This is a genomic window from Corynebacterium coyleae (assembly GCF_030408635.1).
Lineage (GTDB): Bacteria > Actinomycetota > Actinomycetes > Mycobacteriales > Mycobacteriaceae > Corynebacterium > Corynebacterium coyleae.
This window is the reverse complement of record NZ_CP047198.1, coordinates 534,603-549,908: the sequence shown is the minus strand read 5'-3', so window position 1 is coordinate 549,908 and position 15,306 is coordinate 534,603. Positions and strand designations below refer to the sequence as shown.

At 62.8% G+C, this 15,306-nt stretch carries 16 protein-coding genes; 10 read left to right on the top strand and 6 right to left on the bottom strand.

All coding sequences use genetic code 11. From position 1 onward, the window contains the following. Positions 1 to 16: 16 nt before the first annotated feature. The 3 genes from CCOY_RS02690 to upp all read right to left on the bottom strand — a co-directional run bounded on the left by CCOY_RS02690 (position 17) and on the right by upp (position 2,553). Positions 17 to 1,219, bottom strand: coding sequence for an amidohydrolase (locus CCOY_RS02690; protein ID WP_244268682.1), 1,203 nt, complete (start codon positions 1,217 to 1,219; stop codon positions 17 to 19). Between the two features lie 62 nt (positions 1,220 to 1,281). Continuing rightward, positions 1,282 to 1,770, bottom strand: coding sequence for a helix-turn-helix domain-containing protein (locus tag CCOY_RS02685; RefSeq protein ID WP_070482389.1), 489 nt, complete (start codon positions 1,768 to 1,770; stop codon positions 1,282 to 1,284). A gap of 147 nt (positions 1,771 to 1,917) precedes the next feature. Continuing rightward, a complete protein-coding gene (upp, locus tag CCOY_RS02680) occupies positions 1,918 to 2,553 on the bottom strand; it encodes a uracil phosphoribosyltransferase (RefSeq protein WP_070422880.1) in 636 nt (211 codons plus the stop codon). Between the two features lie 74 nt (positions 2,554 to 2,627). Between upp and CCOY_RS02675 the strand changes: the two genes are divergently transcribed. The 5 genes from CCOY_RS02675 to CCOY_RS02655 are packed head-to-tail and all read left to right on the top strand — an operon-like array spanning position 2,628 to position 7,695. Further along, the gene (locus CCOY_RS02675) at positions 2,628 to 2,909 is read left to right on the top strand and encodes a hypothetical protein (RefSeq protein ID WP_070771954.1); all 282 of its coding nucleotides are present in this window, start codon (positions 2,628 to 2,630) and stop codon (positions 2,907 to 2,909) included. Then, complete coding sequence (locus CCOY_RS02670; RefSeq protein WP_244268681.1) at positions 2,906 to 4,000, top strand: C40 family peptidase; 1,095 nt, start codon at positions 2,906 to 2,908, stop codon at positions 3,998 to 4,000. Before CCOY_RS02675 ends, CCOY_RS02670 begins: the two co-directional genes overlap by 4 nt. 34 nt (positions 4,001 to 4,034) lie before the next feature. Beyond that, a complete protein-coding gene (locus tag CCOY_RS02665; protein ID WP_092101553.1) occupies positions 4,035 to 5,273 on the top strand; it encodes a SatS C-terminal domain-containing protein in 1,239 nt (412 codons plus the stop codon). A gap of 25 nt (positions 5,274 to 5,298) precedes the next feature. Continuing rightward, positions 5,299 to 6,423: a trimeric intracellular cation channel family protein gene (locus tag CCOY_RS02660; protein ID WP_083279474.1), complete on the top strand. Its 1,125-nt coding sequence runs from the start codon at positions 5,299 to 5,301 to the stop codon at positions 6,421 to 6,423. After that, on the top strand, positions 6,424 to 7,695 hold the full coding sequence (locus tag CCOY_RS02655) for a D-alanyl-D-alanine carboxypeptidase family protein (RefSeq protein WP_244268680.1): 1,272 nt from the start codon (positions 6,424 to 6,426) through the stop codon (positions 7,693 to 7,695). Here CCOY_RS02655 and CCOY_RS02650 read toward each other — a convergent pair. Then, complete coding sequence (locus tag CCOY_RS02650) at positions 7,655 to 8,749, bottom strand: YhjD/YihY/BrkB family envelope integrity protein (RefSeq protein ID WP_092101551.1); 1,095 nt, start codon at positions 8,747 to 8,749, stop codon at positions 7,655 to 7,657. The genes CCOY_RS02655 and CCOY_RS02650 overlap by 41 nt on opposite strands. Before the next feature lie 139 nt (positions 8,750 to 8,888). On the opposite strand from CCOY_RS02650, the gene cmtR reads away from it, so the two are divergent. Next, a complete protein-coding gene (gene cmtR, locus CCOY_RS02645) occupies positions 8,889 to 9,248 on the top strand; it encodes a Cd(II)/Pb(II)-sensing metalloregulatory transcriptional regulator CmtR (protein WP_070422823.1) in 360 nt (119 codons plus the stop codon). After that, positions 9,245 to 11,137, top strand: coding sequence for a heavy metal translocating P-type ATPase (locus CCOY_RS02640; RefSeq protein ID WP_070614305.1), 1,893 nt, complete (start codon positions 9,245 to 9,247; stop codon positions 11,135 to 11,137). Before cmtR ends, CCOY_RS02640 begins: the two co-directional genes overlap by 4 nt. Positions 11,138 to 11,175: 38 nt before the next feature. On the opposite strand, the gene trpS is transcribed toward CCOY_RS02640, so the two are convergent. Continuing rightward, positions 11,176 to 12,186 carry a tryptophan--tRNA ligase gene (gene trpS, locus CCOY_RS02635; RefSeq protein WP_070422821.1) on the bottom strand — a complete coding sequence of 337 codons (1,011 nt, stop codon included), beginning with the start codon at positions 12,184 to 12,186 and terminating at the stop codon, positions 11,176 to 11,178. 73 nt (positions 12,187 to 12,259) lie between these two features. On the opposite strand from trpS, the gene CCOY_RS02630 reads away from it, so the two are divergent. Continuing rightward, complete coding sequence (locus CCOY_RS02630; protein WP_099046257.1) at positions 12,260 to 12,424, top strand: RNA helicase; 165 nt, start codon at positions 12,260 to 12,262, stop codon at positions 12,422 to 12,424. A 2-nt stretch (positions 12,425 to 12,426) separates the two neighbouring features. Then, the gene (locus CCOY_RS02625) at positions 12,427 to 13,113 is read left to right on the top strand and encodes a type 1 glutamine amidotransferase (protein ID WP_070422820.1); all 687 of its coding nucleotides are present in this window, start codon (positions 12,427 to 12,429) and stop codon (positions 13,111 to 13,113) included. Positions 13,114 to 13,132: 19 nt separating this feature from the next. On the opposite strand, the gene acpS is transcribed toward CCOY_RS02625, so the two are convergent. Further along, complete coding sequence (acpS, locus tag CCOY_RS02620) at positions 13,133 to 13,510, bottom strand: holo-ACP synthase AcpS (protein ID WP_070422877.1); 378 nt, start codon at positions 13,508 to 13,510, stop codon at positions 13,133 to 13,135. A gap of 121 nt (positions 13,511 to 13,631) precedes the next feature. Between acpS and CCOY_RS02615 the strand changes: the two genes are divergently transcribed. Further along, on the top strand, positions 13,632 to 15,284 hold the full coding sequence (locus tag CCOY_RS02615) for an acyl-CoA carboxylase subunit beta (RefSeq protein WP_092101549.1): 1,653 nt from the start codon (positions 13,632 to 13,634) through the stop codon (positions 15,282 to 15,284). Positions 15,285 to 15,306 lie beyond the last annotated feature (22 nt).

The following is a 15,306-nucleotide window of genomic DNA, read 5'->3' as shown; positions in this document are numbered from 1 at the left end:
GACAGGTTAAACAACGTCACAGTCTACCCGGAGCCGGAGAAACCTCACCCACCCGGAAGTACTGCTCCACAATCGCACCGAACAAACGAACCCCAACCCCAATCGCCCGCTCATCAACATTCAGGTTCCCCTGGTGCAGATCCTGTGGCTCACCCTCACCGTTCCACGCACCCAAGCGCATCATCGCGCCGGGTACGTGCTCGAGGTACCACGAAAAGTCCTCCCCACCGCTGGATTGCGGGGCGGAGACAACACTGTGCGGGTCCACGGACCGGGCGGCTTGGACGGCCAGGGCGGTGGCGGCGTCGTCGTTAAGCACGGGCGGCACACCGCGGATGTAATCCAGGTGGTACGTGCAACCGGTCGGCGCAACGACAAGGTCGATCAGGTCCGTAATCAAGTCCTCGATCTCACGCCACGTCGTAATATCCGCCGTGCGCAACGTGCCTTCCAAAACACCCACTTTCGGAATCGCATTCGCCGCATCACCCGCATTGACGTGGCCAAACACCAACACAGTGCCTGTGCGCGGATCCACCCGGCGCGACAATAACGCCGGCAACTGAGTAATCAGCGCACCGATTGCGTACACCACATCGGCGGTCAACTGCGGGCGCGACGTATGTCCGCCGGGGCCCTGGACCTCGATACGAATCACGTCAGACGCCGAGGTGATCGCACCGGTGCGCACGCCGATCTCCCCAACACGGATATGCGGCTCGGCATGCACCGCATAAATCGCGGAAACATTTTCCAACCCGCCCCACTTGACCACGTCCAGCGCGCCGCCGCCCATAACTTCTTCCGCAGGCTGGAAGATCACGCGAACACCCTGCTCAAGCTCGATCGTGGACAACGCACACGCAAGGCCCAGAGCAACCGTCGTATGCACATCATGGCCACACGAGTGCGACACGCCCGGGTTCACCGACGCGAACGGCAAACCGGTTTGCTCCGGCACACGCAGCGCATCGATGTCTGCGCGAAACGCCAAGCGCTTGCCTTCGGTAGGACCAAGGTCCACATACAACCCGGTGCCCGGGAAGCACACCGGCTTCAGACCATGTTCCTCCAGTACGTTGACCAAAAACTCGGTAGTTTCCACTTCCTCGTTGGATAGCTCTGGGTGTGAGTGAATGTGCCGACGCCACCCCACGACCTTGTCCTGGTTTTGATCAAACCAAGCCGCCACGGCTGTAGCGATTCCGGCGTTACTCACGCGTCCTCCCTTAAGGTCGTCCTGTACAGCGGGTACAAGCAAGTGCATATGTTGCACAGAGTCTACGCCGGGGTCGTCGCCACGCTAGAAGCGCACTGCTTTTTCGGTACTGCGTTTTCAGTGCAGTGCTGAATCTGTTCAGCAACGCTAAACACTGGTGTTCCCCTCGGTGCGCCGGGTTGAAGATAGGCGGTGGAAAACCGGGCAGTGTCGTACGGACTGCGGGGCCACTGGAACATGATCGCCTCCACTTTGGCGTCAGGGCCTTGGAGCACGTAGGCATCGTCGACATCGTCAAGACTGCCCGGCAACAGCATCGCAGGTGGCACGTGCAGCGCACGAGCGATGCGGTAGAGAGTGCTTAAGGTTGGGTCGGCAGCCCGCTCGTTGTAGTCGTTGCGCTCAATATTGGACACAAGCGAGCGCGACACTCCAGCGAGTTCCGCAAGGCGCGTTTGGCTCAACCCCCGCATGATGCGCAGCGCGCGAATACGTTCTCCCAAGCCCAGCGCGTAGCTGGCCCAGTGCGAGTCCGGTAGCAATTCCCCCATGACAGCTCTCCCCCTGGCTGTGTCGTTGTGCTGTTGTGCCGTTGTGCTCACAATGTAGCGCAGCGCAAGTGTGCACGCCACGGTTATTTTCGGTTCCGTGGCGCGTAGACCTTGCGCTGCGCTTGTACTGTGCGCGCGTTATGCGCGTTAGAGGTCGATGTTGCGCGGACCGTAGAGACGATCACCGGCATCGCCCAAGCCAGGCACGATGTAGGCGTCCTCGTTCAGCGACGGATCGATCGTTGCGGTGACCAGGCGGACAGGCCCGCCGTGAGCCTTGAGCGCATCCACGCCCGGCTGTGCACTGACCATGCAGATGCACGTGATGTCGTCCGCACCGCGGCCAACAAGCAGATCGATGGCGTGGATGAGCGAGCCGCCGGTTGCCAGCATCGGGTCCACCAGGAACACAGGCTGTCCAGACAGATCGTCGGGCAGTGCTTCGAGGTACGGCACCGGTTCGTGGGTTTTCTCGTCGCGAGCCAAGCCGATGAAGCCCACCTGGGCGTCCGGGATCATCGACAGTGCTGGGTCGATCATGCCCAGACCGGCTCGGATGATCGGGACGATGATCGGCGGGGTGGCCAGCCGCGTGCCTTGAGCGACCGCAACTGGGGTTTCGGTGTCGAACTGCTCGACTTTCAAATCACGCGCCGCCTCGTAGATCAGCATTGCGCCGAGGTCGGCCAACGCCGCACGAAAAGCTGCGTTGTCGCTGCGCTTGTCGCGCATGATGGTCAGCCGCGAAGCAGCCAGCGGGTGGTTAATAACCGTGATGTCCATGCCGCCCATGCTAATTCACCGAAGTTTTTTCTCCTACGAGGGAACCGGCGTGGGGTTTTCGCCGTCCAATGTGCATGACTGTCTTTCAATTTGATTCCGCATCCGTGTTTTCCATGACCGATTCTCTACGCAACGACGCAGCCTCGCTGCGCGCCCTCAACCATGTGCCAGTGCCCGATGTGTGGCCATTGAGCGAATTCCACAACGCAGTGTCCACCGCTATCGAGCAAGCGAACAGTGACGCCACTTTGCTTCGCGACGAAGCCCGGCGCATCGCCGCAACCATGGACCTCACCGTTGATGCTGCGTGCGCCGTCGATACCGCCACCTGCCACAAGTTTGGAGCGACACTATGAACCCCACCCTTAGCACCATGCTCGACGCGCTTTCCTCGCTAGGCGGGCCGCCATCAGTGACAAACAACCGCCACCTGAACTTCTCGTTAGATATCGGTACTGCTGCGGCACAGATTTTGTCCATGGCAGACATCATCGATTTTCCGACCCTTCCGGGCTATCGCATGCCGGACTTCAAGGACTTCGGTCCGCTCGCACAGGTTGCTAACGCGAGCGGGGAAACCAGGCTGCAGGCTGCATCTGACCTGGCGGCCTACCGTGCAGATATCAGTGACGCAGTCCTGCGCGGGTCAGTCCGCGCTTCGGCCGCGGTCGCCGAGCTTGTCTCTATTGCAATCGGTCTCATGCGCAACGCCGCGGCAGCGCCCGCGCTTGCGGCGACACCAATCGGCCCAATTGGTGCAGCGGCGTTTGTAGCGGCTCAAGTCTGTCAGGCGCTCGATGCTGCGATGGCGGCTTTGCAGAGCTTGGAGAAGGACCTGGGCACCCTTGCGACGAAACTGGGTGCGTCGACCGCTGCGGCGGCCGCCCGTGTCATGCCGGGTCCGGGCGCGCTCGGTGAGGCAGCGAACGCAGAGTTACAGCGCCTATCGGCCTCGGTGCCATCATCCCCGCGCCAGCTTGTGGCCGCGGCGCTGCCGACTGCACCGAAACCCGCAGCCACGGTCCCCGCGCCTGCTCCGCCTGAGGTCACGCCAATGTCTGCTCCTCCACCGGAGCCCACGCCAGCGCCAGCACAGGGTGGCTCCCCTGTCGGCGCAGCCGCAGTGGCCGCAGCGAAAAGCCAACTCGGCACGCCATATGTCTGGGGAGGGTCGAGCCCCGGTGGCTTCGACTGCTCCGGGCTGACATCTTGGGCATACAGCCAGGCGGGGATGGACATCCCGCGCGTCGCCGCCGACCAGACGGTTGGCAGGCAGGTGTCCTACGAGGAACTGCAGCCGGGCGATCTTGTGCTCTGGTCGGGCCACGCCGCAATGTACGCAGGCGACGGCATGATGATTGAGGCCGGCGACCCGGTACAGATGAACCCGGTGCGCACCGAGAACATCGGAATGCCGTTCTACGGGTTCTGGCGGCCAACCGGTTAATCTGCTGGCTGTGAGTTGAGTAGACTCTCACCCCATGAGTACCCGCGCGATCCTTCCCGTGAAACTGTCCCTGACCGAGGGCGATTTTTACACCCTGTGGGCCCCAACCTGGAAAGAGAAGGGCACGCAGTGGCAGGCCTTTCTTGGCGACGACCAATCGGTCCTCGCCTTCAACTCCCCCGAGGAGCTTCTGGCCTACCTCAACACCAACCCGTCGCATGACCTGAGTGACCACCCAAAGTGGGAGGCGTTTAACACTCAGGGCGACGACCGCGTCGTGCCGGGTGACAAGCAGTACTACGACATCATTGGCGCCCCGAACTTCCTAGCGGGCCGTCCGAGCCACGAGAACGTCTCGTCGCTGGCACGCGTCTTCCAGGTGTCGCGTTCGCTGGCCGAGGTGGCCAGCGCTGAGCATGCGCAGATCTTCTTCGCCTCCCACTCCATTTTGGGCAACGTCAACCGTGGCGCGGACCACTACGCGGGCGAGAACGGCATGTCTGAATGGTCAGGTGTGGGCCGCGTTGTGCTGACCAATTGGAAGCAGGTTGTGGAGTCGCTGGATGAGGTGGTGCGTGTCGTCGATACGCAAGATCTCGACGCGAACGAGGTTGCCGCAGCAGCCACCGCAATCGCCGCCGCGAAGGAAGAACGCGCAGCGGCTGAGGAGCAGCGCCGCGCCGACGAGCAGGCACAGGCCGCCGCGCAAGACCCCTACGACTCCTCCGTCTGGGGCCTTGCTGGCATCGACCCGGTGAAGGTTTCCATCCAGGGCCAGAGCGTGTACACGCTGCGCACGTACCTGAACGGCGCGCCGGTGTTCTTGGGTAAGTACGGCGAGATCATCACCTTCCCGTCCACGAAGCACCTCGGCCGCTGGATTTTGGAAAACGACGACCACGACCTCGCAGGCGTGTCCACTTGGCAGGACATCCTCAACGCGGCAAACGCTGGTGATCTCAAGGTGGAGGTTCACCCGGACAACTCCTACTCGTTTAACGGCATCGCCGCCGACATTGCCAAGGGCACCGACGCGGTAGACACCAAGCAGATGGCCAAGGCCTACGAACTGCTCGCGGACGCCGCCGACTGGGCGAAGGACGATTCGCTGAACTCCCTGCTGCTGGCCAACCCGCGCATGCAGGATTACCTGGCGTACATGCTTGGCTCCACCCGCGCCGCCGGTTACGTTCCGTCCGCACCGTTCACCGATAAGGCAGAAGCGTGGACCGAGATGGAAAACCAGCTGATCAAGCGCTTCTCCAAGTTCTAAGACCTGAGGTTTAGAATGGTCGGCTATGGCAGTGGACCAGGTCGACCCCCTCATCAACGCCATCTATCACTGGATGGACATCTCCGGCGTGCTCCTCATGGGTGTCATTGGCGGCACCCTGGCACGCCAACTCGGCTACGACATCGTGGGGTTTTTCTTCATCGCGATGCTTTCCGCACTCGGCGGAGGCATGTTGCGCGACGTGCTGATCAACGAGGGCACCGTCGCAGCAATGAGCCAGCCTGAGTACCTGATCCTTGCGTTTACCGGCGCGTTGATCGCCAGGTTCACCTACTTCAAGGGCCGCGCATGGGAATTTTTGCAATCGCATGGCGACGCGTTGGTCTCCGCATTGTGGGCGTCCACGGGTGCGTCGAAAGCAATCCAGTACGGGCTTCCGGTTGTGCCCACCATCATGATGGGTGTCTTCACCGCGACCGGCGGCGGCATGATCCGCGACGTGGTCACCGGCCAAGAACCGTCAGTGTTTGGCGGTAACCAACCCACCGTGCTGCCGGCAGTGGCGTGTGCAGTGATCACGCTGATCGGCAACGCCACTGGCTACCTCGCCTGGGGCATGATTCTCGGACCTGTTGCCAGTTTCGCCCTGTTCCTGTTCGGCTACTACGGCAACTGGCGCATTTCCACCGACTCGGAGTTCGCTCCGGTAAATACCACTGTGAACGCGACGGCGACGCAGGTAGCCACGCTTGCGCGCAAGGCTGAGAACAAATCACGCGCGGTGGCCCGCGAGTTGGAGCCAACCCGTGTGCGCTCCTGGCGCCACCGCCAGATGGAGAAGGCGTTGCAGCGTCGCATCGATGCGGAGATCCGCAAGGGCAAGCGCCCGGCGCAGGCGATGAGCGATGCGGATGATTTCCTCACCGAGTTCACCACCCAGTTCCCCGCTATTGATGCGGAGATGCTCGCAGAAGCCACGGGAATTGACACCCCTGTTGAAGACGAGGGGCTCCTCGACGGCATCGGCATGGATCTCTCCGGCGATTCCTACGATGACCAGGTAGAACCAGATCCGGAGGAAACTGAGGCGATGCATGCTGACATGCTCGATATCATTCTTTCCGATGAGAAACTTACCGACGAGCTCATCGACCGCCTCGTCACCCGCTACAAACAGAAGGGGTCCTAAATGATCAAGCGCACGTTGGCAGCAGTTCCGGTGGTGTGTTTGAGCATGGGGCTGTGCTTGACAGCGAACGCGCAAGACGCCGAAACCCCCGCCCCAACCGATGCCATCGAGCCGGCCGCCCCCACCACCGGCTACTACGACGACACCGGCAACTGGGTCCCACCCAAGCGCGACAAAGCACCCGATACCGATAACTGCCCGCAGGCAACCTGGCCGCCGGAGCCTGTCTCCACCTCAGAACGGGCCACAAGCACGCCGGACGCGTTGCCGGTGACCTACGACGGGCCGTGTGGGGTCAGCGTCGCCGACGGTTACGAGGTTCCGCAGGACGTGCTCGCATCCGCGTGGCTGGTGGCTGACCTGGATTCCGGCGACGTGGTGGCGATGAAGGATCCGCACGGACGATACCGTCCGGCATCGATCATCAAAGTGCTGTTGGCATTGGCGGCGATCGACGAACTGCCGCTAGACCAGAAAGTGCCGGTATCCGCCGAGTCCGCGGGCCAGGAAGGCTCCGCCGCAGGCATCGTCGAGGGCGGCGACTACACCGTCAACGACCTGCTCCACGGTCTGCTGTTGGCCTCTGGCAACGATTGCGCCCACGCGCTCGCCCAGGCGCTCGGCGGCAACGAGATGACGCTTTTGAAGATCAACGAAATGGCCAAAACCCTCGGCATGACCGATACCCGTGCCACCTCGTATTCCGGCCTGGACAGCGCCGGCATGTCCACCTCCGCGTGGGATATGGGCCTGGCGTACAAAGCGGCGTTTGCGAACCCCACGTTCGCGGACATCGTCGCCACCGAGTCCTACAAGTTCCCCGGATTCGACGACTTACCAGCCTTTGAGCTGTGGAATGACAACAAGCTCTACCTCAACGACCCCGACGGCATCGGTGGAAAAACCGGCTACACCGACGACGCCAACCACACCTTCGTCGGTGCGGTCAACCACGATGGCCGCCGCCTCGTCGCCGTCGTCTTAGACACCACTGCCTACGAACACCGCGCCTGGGAGCAGGCGCAGATGCTGCTGCATGCGGCGTATGGGGTGGACGGTGTCGTCGCAAAGCTAGCGCCCCCAGAGACCAACACCCCTGAAACGACACAAGCCGCCCCCTCCCCCACGCCCGAAGAGAACTCCGGTGTGGAAGAGGAGACGGCCTGGAACCGTTGGTGGTCCTACCTTGTCGTTGCGGGCGTTGTGGCCCTTGCGTTGCTTGCCGCTGTGGTTAGTCTCGCGTCAGCACGGAAGCGAGGCCAACGCCGATAGCGCCAAGCGCGGCGCCGACGCCAAGCGCCTTGCCGGTAGACGCCGACTTATCGGTGTTACGCACCGCACCTGCACGGATGTTGATCACGGCCGGCTCCGGAACCTCCGCCGGGGCTGCGTCCAGGGACTCCTGCGTCGTCGCAGTCCATGCTGCAACGTAGAGCACCACGCGCCAGATCAGGTACAGCACGACCATGAGGGTGATGATCGGGCCGAAGATCGCACCCGCCGGGTTACCGGTGGCGGAAGAGATCACCAGGCCTGCGAACTGCTGCAAGATGGCGAAGATGACCGCGCCGAGCAGCGCACCCTTTAGACCTGATTTCACCGGCACCTTCGTGCGCGGCATGTACATGTTCACCCACAGCATGACCAAGAAGCTGGCCAGCACACTGACCAGGAATCCAACGACCCACACCACGAGGCGCGCGCCCGGGAAATCACCGATGCCGAGGCGCTCCATTGCGGTGCTGGTCCAGCCGGACACGCCAACCGCAGTCACGCCTGCAGCCACCACGAACAGGACAATGAGCACGATCAGGCCCAGTAGGTCGGCCAACTTCTTCGTCACAAAGTTGCCGCCCTCGTTCGCATCCACCTTCCACATCGCGGACACGCCCACGCGCAGGTTGTTCATCCAGCCCAGGCCAGACCACAGGGTGGTCAGCAAACCAATACCAGCGACGGCACCGCGCTGATCAATAGCAGCATTGACCAGTTCATTGAGCATGTCGCCCAGATCGCCGTCCACGGAGGAGGTGATCTGGTTTTCAATCTCCTGGATCAGATCCGGCCGCGCACTCAGGAAGAAACCGAGGCCAGCGAAAAGCAGCATGAGCAGCGGAAACAGCGACAGCACCGAGAAGTACGTAATGCCACCGGCAAGCTGGTTACCGCCTTCTGAACCGAAGCGCTCGTTCATCCGCAGCACGTGAGCCGCAGCGGGCGCCTTCTCCTCTACTTTCGCCTCTAGGCCTTCTTGCTGTTGCTTCGAGGCGCGCTCGATTCCTTGTTCGTCGGTGTACGCCTTACGCGGCGATGTCGAGGTTGCCATCGACGGACGTCCCTTCTAAACGGATGTGCTTTACCGAACACATCGTAGAGGAGCCTGCGAAACGGCGTAGCGGGGGCGGAGGCAGTAGCAGACTCCTCACGCCTTGCGCCAGTTCAGTAGCCACTGTACAGTTCAGCGCATGCTGACCATTGCTTCACGCCTCGACGTCATGAACCGGCTCGGCCGGGCCATGGCGGATCCGACGCGTTCCAGAATCCTGATGACACTACTCGACGGCCCGAGCTACCCGGCCGTGCTTTCGCGCGACCTGGACCTGACCCGCTCGAACGTCTCGAACCACCTGACCTGCTTGCGCGACTGCGGCATCGTCGTCGCCGAGCCGGAAGGCCGCAAGACACGCTACGAAATCGCCGATCCGCATCTCGCAGCAGCGCTCAACGCGCTGGTCAACGCGACGCTGGCTGTCGACGAAAACGCCCCATGCATCGACTCTGAGTGCTCGGTCCCCGGCTGCGGCGAGAAGGGAGCGGACGCATGAGTTCAGCGTGTGGATGCGAACACAAACCCGCCGCGGAGGTCGAAGAGCTCGATCGGCCATGGTGGAAGGACCCCGAGTTGCTACTGCCGATCTTCTCCGGCATAGCCCTCTTCATAGGTCTGGCGCTGGACTGGTCCGACTTGGAGACACCCGCGACAGTACTGTTCTGGGTCGGCCTGCTGTTGGGCGCTTACACGTTCGCACCTGGAGCGATCCGGAACCTTGTCACGAAGCGCAAGCTCGGCATTGGCTTGCTGATGACGATCAGTGCGGTCGGCGCGGTGATCCTCGGTTACGTCGGAGAGGCCGCGGCGCTAGCGTTCCTGTACTCGATCGCCGAGGCACTGGAAGACAAGGCGATGGACCGGGCCCAGAGCGGACTGCGGGCACTGTTGAAGTTGGTGCCGCAGACCGCGACGGTGCTGCGCGACGGCACGGCGGTCGAGGTCGCAGCGAAGGACCTCGTGGTTGGCGAGCTAATGCTCGTGCGCCCCGGGGAACGAATCGCCACGGACGGCATCATTCGTTCCGGACGATCCAGCCTTGACACCTCAGCGATCACCGGAGAATCCATTCCGGAGGAGGTCGCACCCGGCGACGAGGTACCCGCGGGAGCAATCAACTCCGCCGGTGTGCTGGAGATCGAGACGACCGCAGCTGGAACGGACAACTCGCTGACCACCCTCGTCGACCTGGTCGAGCAGGCACAGGCGGAAAAGGGCGACCGCGCCCGGATCGCCGACCGGATCGCCCAACCCCTAGTGCCCGGGGTGATGATCCTGGCGGTGCTGGTCGGTGTGATTGGCTCGCTGCTGGGCGACCCCGAGACGTGGATCACCCGTGCGTTGGTGGTTCTGGTCGCAGCCTCGCCGTGCGCGCTGGCAATCTCCGTGCCGCTGACGGTCGTGGCCGCGATCGGCGCGGCCAGTCAGTTCGGAGTGGTCATCAAGTCCGGCGCGGCGTTCGAGCGGCTCGGCGGCATCCGTCACCTTGCGGTGGACAAGACCGGAACCCTTACCCGCAACCAGCCCGAGGTTACCGGCGTGGTCCCGGCGGACGGATTCGATCGGGCGCAGGTGCTTGCTTTCGCGGCGGCAGTTGAACAGCAATCGACGCACCCCCTCGCCGCGGCGATCGCGGCAGCGGCGCCCGAAGCGCCCACCGCCTCGGACATCAGCGAGGAAGCCGGGCATGGCATCGGCGGCACCGTCGAAGGCCGACGAGTGCTGGTGGGCAGCCCCCGGTGGATCGACGCCGGGCCATTGAAGGCAGACGTTGAGCGCATGGAGTCCGAGGGCCAGACCTGCGTCCTGGTCACCGTCGATGACACCCTCGCCGGGGCGATCGGTGTCCGCGACGAGCTGCGTCCCGAGGTTCCCGAAGCCGTGCAGACCCTGCACGCCAACGACGTGGAAGTGAGCATGCTCACCGGCGACAACACTCGCACCGCCCGGGCGCTGGCTGAAATCGCCGGAATCGACGACGTGCGCGCCGAGCTGCGACCGGAGGACAAGGCAAACATCGTCGCCGAACTCTCCTCCAAGACGCCGACGGCGATGATCGGCGACGGCATCAACGACGCGCCGGCACTGGCAGGCGCGACGGTGGGCATTGCGATGGGAGCGACCGGCTCTGACGCCGCGATCGAGTCCGCTGACGTCGCCTTCACCGGCCACGACCTCCGGCTGATCCCGCAGGCTCTGCAGCACGCCCGCCGAGGCAGCAGGATCATCAACCAAAACATCGTGCTGTCTCTGGCCATCATCATCGTGTTGATGCCGCTGGCGATCACCGGCGTGCTGGGCCTAGCCGCCGTGGTGTTGGTTCACGAGGTCGCCGAAGTCATCGTGATCTTGAACGGCCTGCGGGCCGCACGAGCGAAGCGCTGAGGCTACGCCGGAAACGGACCTGGCTCCGCCGCTAGCCCTTAGCGCTTCGGCGCTAAGAACCCAACCTTCTCGTACACGTCCTTCAGCAGCGGCGATGCCACCTCGCGGGCGCGCTCGGCACCGCGGGCGAGGATGGCTTCGAGTTCGGCACGATCCGACATGAGTTCGTCGTAACGCGCGCGCAGCGGCGTGGTGAACGCCTCGAGCGCATCCGCCGTATCCACCTTCAGCGCGCCGTAGCCTTGGCCTTCGTAGCCGGCGACGATGTCGTCGATAGGCTTGCCCGTCAACGCCGACTGAATCACCAGCAAGTTGGACACACCCGGCTTGTTCTCCTTGTCGTAGGCAATCACGCCATCGTTGTCGGTCACGGCGGAGCGGATGCGCTTGGCGGAAGTCTTCGGCTCGTCCAGAAGATTCACAATGCCCTTCGGGTTCGCGCCGGACTTGGACATCTTCGACGTCGGATCCTGCAGGTCGTAGATCTTCGCCGCACCCTCGACGATCATGCCCTCCGGCACCGTGAACGTCTTGCCGTAGCGGGAGTTAAACCGCTCCGCCAGCGTACGCGTGAGCTCCAAGTGCTGACGCTGATCCTCACCCACCGGCACCAACTGCGGCGAGTACAGCAAAATATCCGCAGCCATCAGCACTGGGTAGGTAAACAGACCAACCGACGTGCGGTCCTGGCCCTGCTTGGCCGACTTGTCCTTGAACTGCGTCATGCGGCTGGCCTCACCAAAACCAGTCAGGCACTGCAGTACCCAAGTCAGCTCGGCGTGCTCCGGCACGTGGGACTGCACAAACAGGGTGGAACGCTCCGGGTCAATACCCAGCGCAATCAACTGCGCACAGCCTGCGAGGGTACGGTGGCGCAGCTCCTCGGGATCCTGGTCAACCGTGATCGCGTGCAGATCCGGAATGAAGTAGAAGGCCTCATAGCCGTCCTGCAGATCAATCCACTGTTTCAGTGCACCCAGGTAGTTTCCCAGATGGTAGGAGTCGGCGGTGGGCTGAATTCCGGAAAGCACGCGTTGCATGCACCACATATTAACCCGATGCGTGTTCGAGGGAACCGGGGGTTGTTTACTCGCTACGATGAAGCCCACGAAAGGAGCAGCGATGACTGTGAGTAACCGCCCTGAGACAGTTCAAGATGTCAAAGGAGAACGTCCGCCCCGTGGCCAGATCGCTTTCGCAAAGCTGATCCTCAAGAGAGAGCGCGAGGGCAAAGGCAAGATCCGTGTCACTGATGAAATGCGTCGCGTCGCTTCTTTTGACCTCTGACCATGCGCATCACTGTTCTCCAGCCCGACCCGATCAGCCCGCTCCAGCGCCTCGGCCCATGGCTCGAACGCGCCGGCGCTGAGCTCGATGTCGTCGATCTCAACCAAACGCCACCGCGTATCGACGACACCACCTCCGCCCTCATCCTCCTCGGCGGTCGCACCAACGCCCTGGACACCGAGGCCGCACCTTGGCTGCCCGCCGTCCACGATCTCCTTCGCGCAGCTCATTCGTCAGGCATGCCGGTGCTGGGTATCTGCCTTGGCCACCAGATCATCGCCGACTGCTTCGGGGGCGAAGTTTCCGTCGGCTTAGCCAGTCAGGACGAAGAGGGCGCCGCACGAGTGTCGCTGACCGAAGCTGGTCTTGCCGATCCTCTTTTCGGCGCCCTCGATCCCGAATTGGTTGTGGTCGAATCCCACCACGATGCAGTGGTGTCGCTTCCGCCCGGCGCGCAACTGCTCGCCTCGAGTGCCCGCTGCCCCATCCAGGCGATGCGTCTCGGTTCCATCGTCTCGGTGCAGTTCCACCCCGAATGCTCCCCCGATGTTGCAGGTCAGTGGGCCGCGCGCAGCGGTTATGACGCTGCCGCCGTCACCCAGGAGCTTTCGCTTCACGACGACCACCTCACCCACACCGGCCGCACCCTTGCAGCCGGCTTCGTCCGTGCCGCCCAGGCGTGGCGGTAAGCCTTCCGGCCAAGCGCCCCTAGTCCACGATCACAGTGGCAATCGCATAGTCGCCGTCGTGGCTCAGGGAGACGCTTTGGACGTGGGGGCCTAACCGTGCGACCTCACCGTGCAACTGGACCACAGGTCGCCCGAATGCGTCGTTGACTACTTCTATCTCGGCGAAGTTGAGCTCGTCCGGGGTGATAAGCGGGGGCTGGCCGATGATCGTTTGGGACCAGGCTTTGATGTAAGCCTCCTTTACCGCCCAGCGTCCGGCGAGCGATGCAGCACGATTCGGTTTCGTGTTGCACGTGCGTATCTCGCGGTCGGTGAACACAGAACCGAAGGTAGAACCTGGGAATTCCATTTGTTGGGCGAACGAGGAAACGTCCACGAGGTCGATGCCGATATGCATGGTCAAAGCCTAGTTTCTTGAATGTCCATCGGGGGTTGGCGTTCGTAATAGAACCTGCTGTGTGGCTGGGAATTTACCTACCGACTAGTAACTTACGGATTCGTAGGTTTAGAATGCCAGCATGCCAAATACGTTTACAGGTGTACATCAGACTGAAAAGGCAGCGGTTCCGGCGCCAACCCCGGCACCGGCGACCACAGCCCAAAAACACGATGACCTCGTGCAACGACGCACCGAAGCGGCCGAGCCGATGGGATCAAAACCACTGGAGAAGGTCCGCGCAGCAGGCAGACTGACCGCACGTGAGCGCTTGGACTACCTCCTGGACGAGGGCTCGTTTGTGGAGTTCGACCAGCACGCCCGCCACCGCACCCATGACTTCGGGATGCAGGCGAAACGGCCGGCAACGGATGGCATTGTCACCGGATTCGGCACGATCGACGGACGCGAGGTCTGCATCTTTTCCCAGGACGGCACCGTCTTCGGCGGCGCGTTGGGTGAGGTCTACGGCGAGAAGATGACCAAGATTCAGCGCCTTGCCGTCACCACCGGTCGTCCACTGATCGGCCTCTACGAAGGTGCAGGCGCCCGCATCCAGGACGGCGCGGTATCGCTGGACTGGATCGCGCAGACCTTCCTGCACAACATCGAAGCCTCCGGCGTGGTCCCGCAGATCTCCGTGATCATGGGCGCTTGCGCCGGCGGTAACGCCTACTCCCCCGCACTGACCGACTTTGTGGTCATGGTGGATGAAACCTCGAAGATGTTCGTCACCGGCCCGGACGTGATCAAGACGGTCACGGGTGAGGAGATCTCGCAGGAGGAGCTCGGCGGCGCCTGGATCCACATGCAGCAGGGCGGCAACTGCCACTACGTTGCGGAATCCGACGAGGATGCGCTCGACTGGGTGGCTGACTTGCTCGAGTACTTGCCGTCGAACAACCGCCAGAAGTCGGCGCCGCGCCCGGCAACCCCAACCGATGCAGAGGCAGACGCCACCGATGCTGCCGCGCTGGATTCACTGATCCCAGACTCGCCGAACACCCCTTATGAGGTCCGCGACGTGATTGCGCATATCGCGGACGACGGCGAGTTCCTGGAGGTCATGGAGCAGCGCGCTGAAAACGTCGTCACTGCGTTTGGTCGGATTGAGGACCAGCCGGTGGGTTTCGTCGCTAATCAGCCCATGGTGCTCGCAGGTTGCTTGGACATTGACTCGGCGGAAAAGGCCGCGCGCTTCATCCGCACCTGCGACAGCTTCAACATCCCAATTGTCATGCTGGTGGACGTTCCCGGCTTCTTGCCCGGCGCGAACCAGGAACACAGCGGCATTCTGCGCCGCGGCGCGAAGCTGCTGTACGCCTACGGCGAGGCAACCGTGCCGAAGGTGACCGTGACCATGCGAAAGGCGTACGGCGGCGCGTACTGCGTGATGGGCTCGAAGGGCCTCGGCGCCGATGTGAACTTGGCGTGGCCGACCGCGCAGATCGCGGTGATGGGTGCGTCTGGCGCAGTCGGCTTTATCAACCGCAAAGACATTGCTAACGCCCGCGACTCCGGTGTGAGCGACGAGGAGCTCCGCGAACTGATTGCGAAGTACGAGCGCGACTACGAAGACGAGATGCTCAACCCGTACAAGGCCGCTGAGCGCGGTCTGATCGATTCGGTCATCCTCCCAAGCGAAACCCCTGCGGTTCTCGCAGCGCAACTGCGTTTCTTCCGTGACAAGACCGTGGCGCGTCCGATGCGCAAGCACGGCAATATCCCGCTCTAATCCCGCTCCGATTCAAGGACCA

What these genes read in the sequence shown, in the direction of transcription:
- CCOY_RS02685 (WP_070482389.1), bottom strand. Translation starts at nt 1,770, where the DNA reads ATGGGGGAATTGCTACCGGACTCGCACTGGGCCAGCTACGCGCTGGGC.
- upp (WP_070422880.1), bottom strand. Translation starts at nt 2,553, where the DNA reads ATGGACATCACGGTTATTAACCACCCGCTGGCTGCTTCGCGGCTGACC.
- CCOY_RS02675 (WP_070771954.1), top strand. Translation starts at nt 2,628, where the DNA reads ATGACTGTCTTTCAATTTGATTCCGCATCCGTGTTTTCCATGACCGAT.
- CCOY_RS02670 (WP_244268681.1), top strand. Translation starts at nt 2,906, where the DNA reads ATGAACCCCACCCTTAGCACCATGCTCGACGCGCTTTCCTCGCTAGGC.
- CCOY_RS02665 (WP_092101553.1), top strand. Translation starts at nt 4,035, where the DNA reads ATGAGTACCCGCGCGATCCTTCCCGTGAAACTGTCCCTGACCGAGGGC.
- CCOY_RS02660 (WP_083279474.1), top strand. Translation starts at nt 5,299, where the DNA reads ATGGCAGTGGACCAGGTCGACCCCCTCATCAACGCCATCTATCACTGG.
- CCOY_RS02655 (WP_244268680.1), top strand. Translation starts at nt 6,424, where the DNA reads ATGATCAAGCGCACGTTGGCAGCAGTTCCGGTGGTGTGTTTGAGCATG.
- CCOY_RS02650 (WP_092101551.1), bottom strand. Translation starts at nt 8,749, where the DNA reads ATGGCAACCTCGACATCGCCGCGTAAGGCGTACACCGACGAACAAGGA.
- cmtR (WP_070422823.1), top strand. Translation starts at nt 8,889, where the DNA reads ATGCTGACCATTGCTTCACGCCTCGACGTCATGAACCGGCTCGGCCGG.
- CCOY_RS02640 (WP_070614305.1), top strand. Translation starts at nt 9,245, where the DNA reads ATGAGTTCAGCGTGTGGATGCGAACACAAACCCGCCGCGGAGGTCGAA.
- trpS (WP_070422821.1), bottom strand. Translation starts at nt 12,186, where the DNA reads ATGTGGTGCATGCAACGCGTGCTTTCCGGAATTCAGCCCACCGCCGAC.
- CCOY_RS02630 (WP_099046257.1), top strand. Translation starts at nt 12,260, where the DNA reads ATGACTGTGAGTAACCGCCCTGAGACAGTTCAAGATGTCAAAGGAGAA.
- CCOY_RS02625 (WP_070422820.1), top strand. Translation starts at nt 12,427, where the DNA reads ATGCGCATCACTGTTCTCCAGCCCGACCCGATCAGCCCGCTCCAGCGC.
- acpS (WP_070422877.1), bottom strand. Translation starts at nt 13,510, where the DNA reads ATGCATATCGGCATCGACCTCGTGGACGTTTCCTCGTTCGCCCAACAA.
- CCOY_RS02615 (WP_092101549.1), top strand. Translation starts at nt 13,632, where the DNA reads ATGCCAAATACGTTTACAGGTGTACATCAGACTGAAAAGGCAGCGGTT.